Genomic DNA, 15511 nt, shown 5'->3' on the forward strand with positions numbered 1-15511 from the left:
GTTGGAAAAAATTTGATTTTTACAATATTTTACTGCCAGCCCAAAGCCCGTTTTTCCTTTTCCGCAAAAAAGGCGTTTTGCACCGGAACTTCTTTGATCTGATCCTTATCGTAAATTAAATATTGAGGCAAATCGCTTACCGAAATCAGGCCGTATTTTTGAAAACCAGTAACCCCAAACGAATAAATGTCATACTTTTTATAATAACCATAATCCAGATCGTGCTTCAGATAACCTTTCTTGAAATAAGGTTCGAAAAGGATCCAGGTACGTTCCAGGTTTTGGCTCACCATGAAATTATGCTGCATCAGTCCGGAAAAATCCTGTTGGATCAACCCGAAGTTCTTACCGGTGGGAAACAGGTCATACTTTCTAGAAATCTTATACACATCCCCGATAACATTGAACAGCATTTCATTTTGAATCTCTGTAATTTTAGGCAAAACCACAGGATCCTGAATCTTCTCCTGAAGTTTCACCCCAAATACAGCTATCACCTGATCCCGAAGACGCGCATCATTCAACTTTTTTAAATCGAGCTGTTTTTCAAAATTCTGCTCCAGCCAAACCGCATGATTTTTGATATACACTGGTTTAAACCAGGCTGCCAATTCACCTTTTAAGATAGCATCTCCATACGATTCCTGACCTGTCATATAGGCAATCGTAAAACCATGCTTTTCCACCAATTTCGACAACTGCGTTTTGAAAAACTCCAGATCATTGTGTTTGTAACTCAAATTGATCAGTTTCAGATGCAGGTCGGCCTCGTAGCCATAATCTTCGTCTAACTTCAGCACCAGCTCTTTTGCCTTCAGATACTCGGCATTGGCCACCGGTTTAAAAGCATCGAGGATAGGATTCAGGGTTTCATGGATTACTTTGTCACGGTAATTCTGTGCGAAACCGTTCAGTGTCATTAAAGACAAAAAGACAAATAAGTACTTTACATTCATTGTATAAGAAATAGTATAAGAATCGATAACGCAAGTAAAGCAATTTATTGCATCCGGACATAAAAAAAGTCCGACAAATGCCGGACTTTTCTATAGTTTCAGAAACGATTATTTCAATTTCTTTTTTACTTCCACTTCCTGGAAAGCTTCGATCAAATCGTATTCTTTCAAATCGTTGTAGTTTTTGATCTGCATACCGCAATCGTATCCTTTGGAAACTTCTTTCACATCGTCTTTAAAACGTTTTAAAGTTACCAATTCCCCAGTGTAAATAACCACACCTTCACGGATTAAACGAATTCTCGAGTTACGGAAGATTTTACCATCTGTAACCATACATCCTGCGATAGTTCCCACTTTAGAGATTTTGAACAATTCGCGGACTTCTGCCGTACCGGTAATCTCTTCTTTCATTTCCGGAGACAACATTCCTTCCATTGCATCTTTCAAATCGTCGATAGCATCATAGATGATCGAATAGTGACGGATGTCGATTTCTTCTTTCTCTGCCAATTGCTTAGCATTTCCTTGCGGACGAACGTTAAACCCGATGATGATCGCATCCGAAGCCGACGCTAACAATACGTCAGACTCGGTAATCGCACCCACTCCTTTGTGGATGATACGGATCTGGATTTCCTCGGTCGATAATTTCGAGAAGGAATCCGATAACGCTTCTACGGAACCGTCCACGTCTCCTTTTAGGATGATGTTCAATTCCTTGAACTGACCTAAAGCGATACGACGACCAATCTCGGCAAGAGTAATGTGTTTCTGCGTACGAACCGACTGTTCGCGTAACAACTGCATACGTTTTGCTGCAATTTGTTTTGCTTCTCTTTCGTCTTCGAATACGTTGAATTTATCTCCGGCGGTTGGCGCACCATCCAATCCTAAGATCGAGATTGGCGTTGACGGACCCGCTTCTTTTACGGAATTACCGCGCTCGTCAAACATTGCTTTCACCTTACCGTGATTTTTACCTGCCAAAACGTAATCCCCGATTTTCAAAGTACCTGCCTGAACAAGAATCGTAGTTACATAACCACGTCCTTTATCCAACTGCGCCTCTACTACGGTTCCTACTGCCGGTTTATTAGGATTTGCTTTTAAGTCTAAGATTTCAGCCTCAAGCAATACTTTTTCCAATAATTCTTTAACGCCCATACCCATTTTAGCAGAGATATCGTGGGACTGGTATTTACCACCCCAATCTTCTACCAACAAGTTCATGGAAGCTAAACGCTCTTTAATTTTCTCAGGGTTTGCCGTTGGCTTATCCACTTTATTGATCGCAAAAATCAATGGAACACCAGCTGCCTGTGCGTGACTGATCGCCTCTTTGGTTTGTGGCATGATGTCGTCGTCCGCAGCAATCACGATAATCGCGATATCGGTAACCTGGGCACCACGCGCACGCATTGCGGTAAACGCCTCGTGACCCGGTGTATCTAAGAAGGTAATCTCCTGACCGTTTTCCAACTCCACTCCGTAAGCTCCGATGTGCTGTGTAATACCTCCGGACTCCCCAGCAATTACATTCGCTTTACGGATGTAATCCAATAAGGACGTTTTACCGTGGTCAACGTGACCCATTACCGTTACAATCGGTGCACGGAATTTCAAATCTTCCGGACGATCTTCTACTACTTCAATATTTTCTTCAATATCAGCGGTTGTGAATTCCACTTCGTAACCAAATTCATCAGCTACGATAGAAAGGGTTTCCGCATCCAAACGCTGGTTCATCGTAACCATGATCCCTAAGGACATACAGGTTCCGATAACTTTAGTGATCGGCACGTCCATCATGCTGGCAATTTCCCCTACGGTAACGAATTCCGTTACTTTCAGTACTTTGCTTCCTTCTTCCAACGCCATCATTTCATCTTCGGAACGCTGACGGTGGGAATCACGCTTGTCTCTTCTGTATTTCGCCGCTTTAGATTTGCTTCCTTTACCTTGAAGTCTCTCTAAAGTTTCTTTGATTTGGTTTTTAACTTCTTCCTCGGTTGGCTCTACTTTTGCCACAATAGCAGGACGGTTCCCTTTTTGGAAGCCCGGTTTGTTACCTCCGAATTTATTACCACCGCCTCTGTTAGCATTGTTTCCACCCTGACCTGCGTTTCCACCTTGACCTGGTTGTCCCGGTTGCCCTGGTTTACCCGGAATACGGTTTCGTTTCTTTTTCTCCTGGTTTTGCTGATTAGTATTTTGACCAGCAGCGCCCTGATTGGGTTTATTCCCTTCTTTTTTGAAATCTTCTTTCTTTTTCTTAGGCTTATTGAATTGCGATAAATCAATTGTTTGCCCTGTAAAAGTCGCTCCGGATAATTTCTGGTATTGCGTTTCGATTTTTTCATCGGCAACCGCTTCCTCAGCCGGTGCTTCCACTTTTGGTTTAGGTTCCGCTTTTACAACTTCCGGATTTTCTTTAGGAGCTTCCGGTTGTTTTTCCTCCTGAACTTTCACTTCAGGCTCAGCTACCACTTCTTTTTCCACAACTTCTGAAGCAGGTTTTTCAGCAACAACTTCCGGTTTTTTGGGATCTAATTCGATTTTACCAACCGCCTTAGGGCCGCTAAGGGAAGCTTTCGCCTTGATCACGTCCAGACGCTGCTTTTCTTCTTCCTTGCGCTTTTCTTCCAGTTCTTTCTCACGCTCGATTCGAAGGGCTTCTTTCTCCTTTTTCTTTTCTTCACCTACTTCCAGGGAAGCCACTTTTTTTCCTTTATCGGCAGAGAACTGATTGCACAAGACGGTATATTCCTCGTTGGAAATCTTGGCGTTCGGACTGTACTCAATGGTATGACCCTTTTCCTTTAAATAGTCCACAGCTCTGTCCAGAGAAATATTTAATTCCCTTAAAACCTTGTTAATTCTTATTACTCTTTCTTCAGACATAAATCTTTTTATTATTACCTTAATGCGTGTTGTGTTGTGTGTCTAACTAAAAATAGCAACTATTCTTAGTCTTCGAATTCTTCTTTTAAGATTCGCATTACATCTAAGATGGTCTCTTCTTCAAGATCGGTTCTTCTTACCAAATCCGCAACGTCTTGTTTCAGTACGCTTCTTGCGGTATCCAATCCGATTTTAGCCAACTCGTCGATTACCCATCCGTCGATTTCGTCGGAGAACTCTGTTAATTCTACATCATCCTCTTCTTCAGCAAGGTTGCCTTCGCGGATTACATCCAATTCGTAACCTGTTAGTAAACCTGCCAATTTAATATTGTGCCCGCTGCGTCCGATCGCTTTGGAAACTTCCTCCAATTTAAGGAAAACTTCTGCCGCTTTTTTGTCTTCGTCGATTTTCACCGAAGAAACTTTTGCCGGACTCAACGCTCTTGTAATAAACAATTGCGCGTTGGTGGTATAGTTGATCACATCAATGTTCTCATTCCCCAACTCACGAACGATACCGTGGATACGGGAACCTTTCATTCCCACACAAGCTCCAACCGGATCGATTCTGTCATCATAAGAATCTACCGCCACTTTCGCTTTCTCACCCGGGATACGTACCACTTTTTTGATCATGATCAAACCGTCGAATACCTCCGGAATTTCCTGTTCGAACAATTTCTCAAGGAATTTCTCAGACGTTCTTGACATTAGGATCTGCGGCTTGTTCCCTTTCAATTCAACACTTTCAATGATTCCGCGCACGTTATCTCCTTTACGGAAGAAATCCGACGGGATCTGTTTTTCTTTCGGCAACACGATTTCGTTTCCTTCGTCGTCTACCAAAATTACGGCTTTTGGACGTACGTGGTGTACTTCGGCCGTATATATTTCACCAATTAGATCTTTAAACTGTTTGTAAAGATTCGTATTGTCATGCTCATGGATTTTGGAAATCAGGTTCTGACGTAACGCCAAAATCGCTCTTCTTCCCAACTGAATTAACTTCACTTCCTCGGAAACATCCTCACCTACTTCAAAATCAGGCTCTATTTTTCTAGCTTCCGACAAAGAGATTTCAGAGTTTGGATCTTCCACCTCACCATCTGCCACCACCACACGGTTTCTCCAGATTTCCATATCCCCTTTGTCAGGATTGATAATGATATCGAAATTGTCATCAGAACCGTATTTTTTCTTCAATGCATTTCTGAACACATCTTCTAAAATCGCCATTAAGGTAACTCTATCGATTAGTTTATCGTCTTTAAATTCTGAAAACGACTCGATTAATGCAATATTCTCCATGTTAACTCTAAAATTTAAAATGTTATTATAACAACTGCTTCTTTAATGTCTTCGTATTTGATTTCTGCCCTTTTCTGAACAGTTTCTTTTCCTTTTCCGATTTGCTTTGGCTCTCTTGCACTCCATTCCAAAACGATAAAGGCATCATTGGCTTCGGTAATTTCCGCTTCGATTTTCTCGTCGGCCGTGGTTACTTTCAGCTTTCGCCCGATATTCTTTTTGAACTGTCTCGGCATCTTCAAAGGGCTGGTCGCTCCGGCTGAAGCCACTTCCAATGAAAAATCCTGCTCTCCCCTGTCAAGGTTATTTTCAATAGCCCTGCTCACATCGATGCAATCCTGCAGGTTCACGCCATTATCGCCATCTAAAGTTACGATAATTTTATACGCGTCCGTAATTGCGAAATCGATAAGAAAAAGCGACGGTCGTTCCGCCAAAACACTCTCAAGAAGTTCACTTACTTTTTCTTTAAACGCCATAATCTGTATAAAAAGAGGGAAGCCCAGCTTCCCTCATTATTTAGTTCCGTAATAAATAACGATGCAAATATACAATTTTTTTTAAATATTGAAAATCATTGTTTATTCTAAATATATTTATACCTTTATAAAAAAGATTTTTAACACAAAATTACCACAACTAATATTATGAAACGTATCTTAGTACCTACCGATTTCTCAAACCATGCCGAATATGCTTTGAAGGTAGCCGCACAAATTGCCAAAAAAAATGATGGTGAAATTTACATCTTGCATATGTTGGAATTACCACATGAAGCCAACGACCCTTTCCATCATGGACACGACATTCCGGAAATTATGTATTTCAAAAAGAGAGCGGAAGAAAAGCTGGATGAACTTACAGAAGCTGCTTACCTGGACGGAATCGAAGTATCTGAAATCATAAAAATCGAAGGCACTTTCGAAGGAATTATGGACATCAGCAAGAAAAACGATATCGACTTGATCGTAATGGGATCTCACGGTTCCAACGGATTCAAAGAAATGATCATCGGTTCCAATACGGAAAAAGTGGTTAGAACCTCTGAAGTACCGGTTTTGGTTATCAAAAAAGAAACAAACGATTTTGATGTAAACAAATTCGTTTTCGCTTCTGATTTCTCCGACGAAGTAAAAGGAACTTTCTCAAAAGCCGTAGCGTTTTCCAACAAATTCGGAGCGCACCTGCATTTAGTATCCATCAACACCCCGAACAATTTCAAATCGACAGCGGTTTCTGAAAAAATCATGAGTGATTTTATCTCGAATTTCCAAATCAACAACTATTCCACCCACATCTATAACGATGTAAACGTGGAAAAAGGGATTTTGAATTTCTCAAACAGCATCGATGCAGACCTGATCGGAATGAGCACACACGGCAGAAAAGGCCTTGCACACTTCTTCAACGGAAGCATCAGCGAAGATTTGGTAAACCACGCGATTCGCCCGGTTGTTACTTTTAAAATCTAATTACAATACTGCATAAAAAAAGCCCCGAGAATCTCGGGGCTTTTTTGTTGGTCCACTAGGACTCGAACCTAGAATGACTGAACCAAAATCAGTAGTGTTACCATTACACCATGGACCATTAAACCTGCTCTCATTGCTGATTGCGGGTGCAAATGTAACACATATTTTTTTCAATCCAAATTTTTAGATAAAAAAATATTAAAAAAATATTTTGTGCGTTTCTATATACAAAAAAAGAGTTTCTTTGTGGTAGAATTTAAACCAACAATCGACAAACATTCATAAATGGCAACTTTCGACTTCAAAAAATGGAATACCATTTTAGGCTGGGCTTCTTTTACCATAGCCTTAATCACCTTCTCGCTCACGGTTGAACCCACACTAAGTTTTTGGGATTGTGGAGAATACATCGCCACTTCTGCCAAACTGGAGGTTGGTCACCCACCGGGCGCACCACTTTTCCAGATGATCGGAGCCTTTTTTGCCATGTTTGCTTTCAGCCCGGACAAAGTTGCTCTGATGGTAAATATGATGTCGGTTTTCTCCAGTGCTTTTACCATACTTTTCATGTTTTGGTCCAGCACTATTATGTTGCGAAAAATTGTTTCTTCCTTTACGGAATTCAATAATAACAGTGCCGTTATGGTATTGGGAAGCTCCTTTGTTGGTGCCACCGCCTTTACTTTTACCGACAGTTTCTGGTTCAACGCTGTTGAAGCCGAAGTATATTCCATGGCTACTTTATTTATCGCCATTATCTTCTGGCTGGGACTTCGCTGGGAAGAAGACATGCACAAACCAAAAGGAAACCGCTGGTTGTTACTGATCTCCTTAATGATCGGACTTTCTTTCGGGGTACACTTCATGGCTTTATTGACAATCCCTTCCCTTGGTTTACTGTACTACTTTAAGAATTACGAAAAAATTACGATCAAAAACTTCATCATTGCCAATGTATTGATGGTGGCCGTTTTATTCTTTTTCTTCAAATTCCTTTTACCTTATACGCTTGCCTTTTTCGGAAAAACCGAAATCTTTATGGTAAACAGCATCGGCTTACCGTTTAATTCCGGAACTATTTTCGCCTTTTTACTGATTGTCGCTTTCTTTTACTACGGCTTAAGCTACACCCGTAAAAAAGAAAAACCTTTCCTGAACACGGTATTGCTTTGCATCCTTTTCGTACTGATTGGCTTCTCCACCTGGATGATGCTACCGATCCGTGCCAACGCCAATGTAGTGATCAACGAAAACAAACCTTCGGATGCTGCAGAGGTTCTGGCTTATTACAACCGGGAACAGTACGGGGAACAAAAAACGTTTTACGGACCGTTATATTCTGAAAGCTATTCCGGTCTCGATGCCGACACACCTTATCTGGACGACAAACCCAACTACGAAAGAGATTACAAAACCGGAAAATACGTTATTGTAAACAACTACAAAAACGCCAAGAGCAATACCGATAACAACCACAAAGGTTTCCTGCCAAGAATGTGGAGTACTGATCATGCGGTTAACTATATGACTTTCACAAAACCGTTAGATTTCAAGATTGACACCAATGCCTTTATCGACGAAGAAGGCAACATGATGGAAGACGAAATGAGCCAGATGACCGAACTTGTTTCAGAATTCCGTTCCGCTCATGCACAGGGAAAAGTTGACCTGGAAGATTATGACAAATTCCTGAAAAATTATGGCGATTACCTTATTGTGGAAAAACCATCGTTCACAGACAACATGAAATTCATGTTCGAATACCAATTCGGTTACATGTACTGGCGCTACTTGCTTTGGAATTTCGTAGGCCGTCAAAATGACGTTCAGGGCAAATACGATACTCAAAACGGTAACTGGCTAAGCGGAATCGGCTTATTGGACGACTCCCATTTAGGCACACAAAAGAACTTACCATCTGATGTAGCCAACAACAAAGCAAGAAACACTTATTATTTCCTTCCTTTTATCTTAGGCGTTTTAGGCTTGATTTTCCATGCCTCTAAAGACAAAAAGAGCTTTTACATCTTATTGGTTTTATTCCTATTCAACAGTTTTGCCCTTAAGGTTTTCCTTAACGAGCGTCCATTTGAACCCCGTGAAAGGGATTATGCCGTAGTAGGCTCCTTCTATGTTTTTGCAATTTGGGTTGGTTTTGGGGTATACGCCCTTTATGATGCCTTCAAAAAATATTTACAGCCAAAAATTGCCGCTCCCGTTATTATCGGAGCCGCTATTTTAGCTGGCCCTGTGCTATTGGCCAAAGAAAACTGGGACGATCATGACCGCTCCGGGAAATACACCGCTATTGCCATGGCAAAAGCCTATCTTGACTCCTGCGAACCAAACGCCATCCTGTTTACCATCGGGGACAACGACACCTTCCCGTTATGGTATGCTCAGGAAATAGAAGGACACCGAACCGATGTCCGTATTGTCTGTACCAGTTTATTCGCCACCGATTGGTATATTGATCAGATGAAAATGAAAGCCTACAAATCCGATCCGGTGCCGATTCGTTTTACACACAATCAATATGTAGGCGGAAAGCTGGATTATGTAGTCCACAAACCGTTAACCGAAAACGGCATGTTATTAGAAGACCTGATTCAGTTTATTGCTTCCGATGATGACCGTACGACTATGGAAATGCGCAACGGACACAAAGTACATTTCTATCCGACAGATAAAATCCGAATTCCGGTTGACAAAAATACAGTCATCCGAAACAAAGTGGTTTCCGCTCATCTAAACGATTCGATTGTTTCCAACATCGACATCGACTTAAAAGGCGACCCGATTTACATCAACCGTCTGATGATGCTTGACATCGTGGCCAACAACAACTGGAAACGTCCGATTTATTTTACCGGCGGTGCTTTTGCCGACGAAGACTTCATCTGGATGAAAGACTACCTGCAACTGGACGGAATGGTCTACAAATTGGTTCCAATCAAAACCCCATTGGCTAAACAAGCCAGTCCTTTAGACATGGGTAGCATCGATACGGAAAAAATGTACAATATTGTAACCAAATGGGATTGGGGCAACAGCAGCAGTCCGAAAATCTATCATGATCCGGAAACCCGTAAAAACAGTATTACGTATCGCACCAACCTTGCCCGTCTGATGGAGGCTTTAATCAATGAAGGCAAAAAAGACAAAGCCAAAAAAATCATTGAACTGGCCATGAAGGAAATGCCGATTGACTATTTCGGATATTATACTTTTGTGGAACCATTTGCTGGCGGCTATTACGAAGTGGGTGAAAAAGCCAAAGCACGTGCTGTTCTATACAAACTGATACAGAAATATCATGAGAATCTAACATACTATGCCGGCATGAACCCGTCAGAACAAAACGAACTGTATGTGGACATTGTCACAGATATTGAACGCTACAGAAGCCTATTGGAAATCATGAAAGACCGAGGTGATATGGAATTCTACAATCAGAGTAAAGCCAAGTTCAACAACTACAACAAATTGTTCGAACGCTACGGCCGCGACATGGAATAACCACCTTATTCAAAATAAAACAGGGCTTTCAAGGTTTATTACTTTGAAAGCTTTATTTTTATACTATGGATTTCTACTGGATAAAAACTAACCGAATCGTCAAAAGGATCTTTTCCAATCAGGTGTGGGACCTTCCGAACACACAAAACAAAATATACCTGACCTTTGACGACGGCCCAACGGTAAAAGTAACCGAATGGGTACTGTCCGTCCTGAAAGATCACAACGTAAAGGCAACTTTCTTCTGCATCGGCGACAATATCAAAAAGCATCCGGAAATCTTCCAAAAAGTACTTGCTGAAGGACACAGCTTTGGCAATCACACTTTCAATCATTTACAGGGATGGAAAACCCACAACAAAGTCTATTTTGACAACATTCAGTTGTGTGAAGAAGAAATAAAAAAACAGTATTCAGAAAACATACCGCAAAGAGCAACAAAGGAAACCCTTACCACAAAACTCTTCCGACCGCCTTACGGAAAGATAAAACTGTCACAATCGGCCAAATTGCGAAAACAAGGCTACAAAATTATCATGTGGGACGTATTGAGTGCGGATTTTGACACTTCAATACCTAAAGAAAAATGTCTGGAAAACATCATTAAAAACACGGCACAAGGCAGCATTATAGTACTTCACGACAGCGAAAAGGCATTTCCTAATTTAGAATATACGCTGCCCAAAGCCATAGCAATCTTAAAAGAAAAAGGATTTGTATTCGATACGCTTGCTTAAACGTTTTCCTGGACCAGCGTGATTAAAGTATTGGCATCCAGTTCTCCGGATTGTCTCCAAACCATCTGACCGGCTTTGTAAATCATTAAAGTCGGTAATCCCTTGATGCGCAAGGCTTCTGCCAGTTCCTGATTTTTATCCACGTCAATTTTAATCACTTTAGCCCTATCACCAAGTGCGGCGGCCACATCCCTGATTACAGGATGCATGGAAACGGAAGACTCATTCCAATCCGTATAGAAGTCGATCAGAACGGGTACTTGTGTATTAATAAGTTCTCCAAATTTTGACATAAGCGAGAAAATTAGATTAATTAAAAACTGTTGTTCTTAAATAAATAGTATACAAATATAGCATTTTAAAGCATTTATGCTACTCTTTCACCTTTTTTTAGTTGAATTACCGTTATTTCCGGCCAAATACCTACCCTTCCCGGATACGCATGAAAGCCAAAACCGCGGTTTACATAGATGTAACGCCCCGTATTTTCGTACAAGCCCGCCCAGCACCTGTACACATACTGCACCGGACTCCACTTGATAATCCCCGGAATTTCAATACCGAACTGTAAACCGTGCGTATGCCCGGACAGTGTTAAATGGTAATTATTTTCGTGATGCTGCACCTCGGCATCCCAATGGGAAGGATCGTGGCTCATCAATATTTTGAAATCTTCTTTGGACAGGCCTTGGGAAGCTTTTGCCAAATCGCCCGCCTGTTTAAATTTTACACCCCAATTCTCTACGCCTACCAATGCGATTTCATCTCCGTTGTTTTGCAGCTTTATGTTTTCATTCAGCAGCAACTTGAAATCAATCTGGCGATGCAGGTCCTTAATGGCTTCAAAATTTTCATTTTTAGCGGTTTGCGAAGGCCAATCAACGTATTCCCCGTAATCATGGTTGCCTAAAACGGAATATTTACCAAATTTCGGGGTTTCGATTTTCTTAAACGTATCAATCCAGGGATGCATTTCTTTTGCATGCGTATTGACGATGTCGCCGGTAAAAAGAATGATATCGGATTTCTGCTCATTGATCAGATCCACCGCATATTGTATTTTTTCAGGATTGTCAAAACTACCGCTATGCACATCGGAAAACTGGGTAATGGTCATCCCGTCAAAACTCTCCGGAAGATCCGGAAAGAACAACGTCTGGCGAATTACTTTAAAATTATATTTCCCCTTAGTCATTCCATACAACAACGACGTAAAAGGAATAGCCGCAATCCCCAAAGCGATCTGACTGATGAATTTGCGACGTTCCGGTATCGCCTCCTTGATGTTATCGGCCTGTGTAAAATAGTTGATTACGGTAGCAAACATCCTGAAGATATCTTCCCCTAAAAGAATAACCGCCACAATCAGTTTCGGGATCAGCATCAGCAATAACAAGCCCATGGTAAAAAGTGACTGTGTATTTTGTCCCACCTTACGGTCAAACTGGCTGAAACCGTAAAGTATATAAGCAAAAGCCAACAAACTGACTACCTGATATATAATGAGAATCCATCGTTCCCGGGTAATGGTTTTTACCGCCTGATATGCATAAAGCTCCACCAGCAAAAGAATGACGCCTATAAAAAGTAAACGCATGGTCATAATCTGTTTTTGATAAGCAAAGTAACGAAGAATGAAACGCTTAGCGACGCTATCTTAAATTAAATTTAACTAAAGCAACGATTTACTTTCCAAGTTGTGGCATAATCTTGCCACTTTGTTTATTTTTACGTTCTAATTTTTCGAAACCATGTCACAGAAACGCCTTTTTCTTTTAGATGCTTATGCGCTGATTTTCCGCGGATATTACGCCTTCATCAAAAACCCGAGAATCAACTCCAAAGGAATGGACACTTCAGCCATTTTAGGATTCATGAACTCGCTGATTGATGTGATCAAACGTGAAAAACCGGATCATTTGGCCGTAGCCTTCGATAAAGGAGGAAGCGCCGTTCGCAGTGAAATGTTTTCCGCCTACAAAGCCAACCGTGACGAAACCCCGGAAGCCATCAAAATAGCCGTTCCCTACATTCAGGAATTTCTGAGCGCCATGCACATTCCGATTATCGAAGAAGCCGGTTACGAAGCCGACGACTTGATCGGGACTTTGGCCAAACAAGCCGAAAAACAAGGCTATCAGGTTTTCATGGTGACGCCCGATAAGGATTTTGGACAATTGGTTTCAGAGAATATTTTTATGTACCGACCGGCCCGTTTGGGTAATGACATTGAAATTTGGGGTGTTGAAGAAGTAAAAGCGAAATTCGAAATTGAAGATCCGTTACAAGTTATTGATTTCTTGGGGATGATGGGTGATGCCGTGGATAACATTCCGGGCTTACCGGGTGTTGGAGAAAAAACCGCGAAGAAATTACTGGCCGAATTCGGTTCGATGGAAAAACTTTTGGCCAACACCGATAAACTGAAAGGCGCGTTAAAAGACAAAATCGAAGCCAACAAAGAACAAGGGATCCTTTCTAAAAAACTGGCTACAATTCTACTGGATTGTCCGGTTACTTTTGATGAAACCGACTACGAACTATCCAAACCGGATGTGGAGAAAACCGAAGCCCTGTTCATGGAACTGGAATTCCGTCAGTTGAAAACCCAGTTCGATAAATTGTTCGGCAGCGGGAAAGAATACGATGAAATCGATACCAGCAATGGCGATAGCGCTCCAAAATCCGCTAAAAAAACTGCCAAGAATGAAGACCAGTTCTCTTTATTCGAAACCGGTGACAGTGAAGCCGAAGTTGGCCAACACAGCTATTACAACACTTTAGAAAACACACCGCACCATTACGAAGTAAGTCAGGGCAATCTGGGCGTAAAATTATTACTGCAGACGCTTTTGCAACAGCAAGAAGTATGCTTTGATACCGAAACCACAGGCATCGACGCCAACAATGCCGAACTGGTAGGCATGTCGTTCTCCTTTGAAAAAGGCAAAGCGTTTTACGTTCCGGTTCCGGAAAGCCGCGAGGAAGCTCAGGAAATGGTGGACAAATTCAAACCGTTTTTCGAAAATGAAGCCATTATCAAAATCGGCCAGAACATTAAATACGATTTAAAAATATTGGCCAATTATGGCGTTACAGTTAAAGGAAAACTGTTTGACACCATGATTGCACATTATCTGATCAATCCGGACATGCGCCACAACATGGATGTATTATCGGAAACCTATCTGAAATATTCTCCAAAATCCATCGAAACGCTTATCGGAAAAAAAGGGAAAAACCAAAAATCGATGCGTGATGTAGCTTTGGAAGACATCAAAGAATACGCCGCTGAAGATGCTGATATCACGTTACAACTAAAAGAAGTGTTCGATCCGAAACTCGACAGCGCGGGAACCAAAAAATTATTCGAGGAAATTGAAATCCCTTTGATTCAGGTGTTGGCTGATATGGAGCGCGAAGGCATCCGTTTGGACGTAGACTATCTGAAAGCCATGTCCAAAGATATGGACGTTGAAATCAAAGCATTAGAACAGAAAATTTACGAAACCGCCGGCGAAAAATTCAACCTGGCATCTCCAAAACAGTTGGGCGATATCTTGTTCGAAAAACTGAAAATCGGAGGAGCAAAACAAAAGAAAACCAAAACCGGACAATACGCTACCGGTGAAGAAGTCTTGAGTTATTTGGCCAACGAACATGAAATTGTACAGCAAATTCTCGATTGGCGTCAAATGGTAAAACTGCAAAGCACTTACATCATTTCCTTACCGGAACAGGTGGATCAAGGCAGCAACCGCGTGCATACCGATTATATGCAGACTGTTGCAGCGACCGGCCGTTTGAGCTCGAACAACCCGAACCTACAAAACATCCCGATCCGAACCGAACGAGGACGATTGATCCGAAAAGCGTTCATTGCAAGAGACGAAAATCACACCTTACTCTCTGCCGATTACTCGCAAATTGAATTGCGCGTGATTGCAGCGATGAGCGGCGAAGAAAACATGATCAAAGCCTTCCAGCACGGAGAGGACATTCACCGTTCTACGGCCGCAAAAGTATTTAATGTGGCGCTGGAAGAGGTAACCAAAGAACAACGTAGTAATGCCAAAACGGTAAACTTCGGAATCATTTACGGGGTTTCTGCTTTCGGTTTAAGCAACCAGACGAATTTATCGCGAAGTGAAAGTGCCGCATTGATCGACGCGTATTACAACACCTATCCGCGTTTGCGTGCCTATATTCAGGAGCAGGTGGCTTTTGCCCGTGATCATGGCTACGTACAAACCGTTTCCGGACGCCGTCGTTACCTGAAAGATATTAATTCCGCCAATGCCGTGGTACGTGGTGCTGCGGAACGAAATGCCGTGAACGCTCCGATTCAGGGAAGTGCGGCCGATATCATCAAAATTGCGATGATCAATATCCATAAAAAACTAACCTCCGAAAACTGGAAATCCAAAATGTTGTTACAGGTACACGATGAGCTTGTGTTCGACGTGCACAATTCGGAACTGGAGAAAATCAAACCGATGATCAAACACGAAATGGAGAACGCCTTTAAACTCGCGGTTCCATTAGAAGTCGATTTGGGCACCGGAAAAGATTGGCTTGAGGCGCACTAATAATATTTTTCACTATATTTAGAC

General features: G+C 41.8%; 10 protein-coding genes and 1 tRNA gene. 4 read left to right on the plus strand and 7 right to left on the minus strand.

Translation table 11 applies throughout. The annotated features are described in order from the left end of the window. Window positions 1-29: 29 nt before the first annotated feature. The 4 genes from ACWPKD_RS06090 to rimP form a co-directional block, all read right to left on the minus strand. On the minus strand, window positions 30-956 hold the full coding sequence (locus ACWPKD_RS06090; RefSeq protein ID WP_455411782.1) for a hypothetical protein: 927 nt from the start codon (window positions 954-956) through the stop codon (window positions 30-32). Between the two features lie 108 nt (window positions 957-1064). Next, entirely contained in the window at window positions 1065-3860 is a 2796-nt protein-coding gene (gene infB, locus ACWPKD_RS06095) for a translation initiation factor IF-2 (protein ID WP_455411783.1), read from the minus strand. Between the two features lie 65 nt (window positions 3861-3925). Further along, window positions 3926-5170: a transcription termination factor NusA gene (nusA, locus tag ACWPKD_RS06100; protein WP_455411784.1), complete on the minus strand. Its 1245-nt coding sequence runs from the start codon at window positions 5168-5170 to the stop codon at window positions 3926-3928. Window positions 5171-5184: 14 nt separating this feature from the next. Then, complete coding sequence (rimP, locus tag ACWPKD_RS06105) at window positions 5185-5649, minus strand: ribosome assembly cofactor RimP (RefSeq protein WP_455411785.1); 465 nt, start codon at window positions 5647-5649, stop codon at window positions 5185-5187. 168 nt (window positions 5650-5817) lie between these two features. Between rimP and ACWPKD_RS06110 the strand changes: the two genes are divergently transcribed. Then, entirely contained in the window at window positions 5818-6642 is an 825-nt protein-coding gene (locus ACWPKD_RS06110) for a universal stress protein (RefSeq protein ID WP_455411786.1), read from the plus strand. 47 nt (window positions 6643-6689) lie between these two features. Here the strand turns inward: ACWPKD_RS06110 and ACWPKD_RS06115 are convergent. Further along, window positions 6690-6760 (minus strand) — tRNA-Gln (locus ACWPKD_RS06115). Window positions 6761-6927: 167 nt separating this feature from the next. Here ACWPKD_RS06115 and ACWPKD_RS06120 point away from each other — a divergent pair. Together ACWPKD_RS06120 and ACWPKD_RS06125 are read left to right on the plus strand one after the other, a co-directional pair. Next, window positions 6928-10161 (plus strand): glycosyltransferase family 117 protein, encoded by a 3234-nt coding sequence (locus ACWPKD_RS06120; RefSeq protein WP_455411787.1) that lies wholly within the window; start codon window positions 6928-6930, stop codon window positions 10159-10161. Window positions 10162-10226: 65 nt separating this feature from the next. After that, a complete protein-coding gene (locus tag ACWPKD_RS06125) occupies window positions 10227-10898 on the plus strand; it encodes a polysaccharide deacetylase family protein (protein ID WP_455411788.1) in 672 nt (223 codons plus the stop codon). Here ACWPKD_RS06125 and ACWPKD_RS06130 read toward each other — a convergent pair. Together ACWPKD_RS06130 and ACWPKD_RS06135 are read right to left on the minus strand one after the other, a co-directional pair. Further along, window positions 10895-11191, minus strand: coding sequence for a thioredoxin family protein (locus ACWPKD_RS06130; RefSeq protein ID WP_455411789.1), 297 nt, complete (start codon window positions 11189-11191; stop codon window positions 10895-10897). The genes ACWPKD_RS06125 and ACWPKD_RS06130 overlap by 4 nt on opposite strands. A 74-nt stretch (window positions 11192-11265) precedes the next feature. After that, the gene (locus ACWPKD_RS06135) at window positions 11266-12501 is read right to left on the minus strand and encodes a metallophosphoesterase (protein ID WP_455411790.1); all 1236 of its coding nucleotides are present in this window, start codon (window positions 12499-12501) and stop codon (window positions 11266-11268) included. Between the two features lie 148 nt (window positions 12502-12649). Here ACWPKD_RS06135 and polA point away from each other — a divergent pair, with 148 nt between their 5' ends. Beyond that, window positions 12650-15487, plus strand: coding sequence for a DNA polymerase I (gene polA / locus ACWPKD_RS06140; RefSeq protein ID WP_455411791.1), 2838 nt, complete (start codon window positions 12650-12652; stop codon window positions 15485-15487). Window positions 15488-15511 lie beyond the last annotated feature (24 nt).

It is taken from the genome of Flavobacterium pedocola (genome assembly GCF_053764385.1).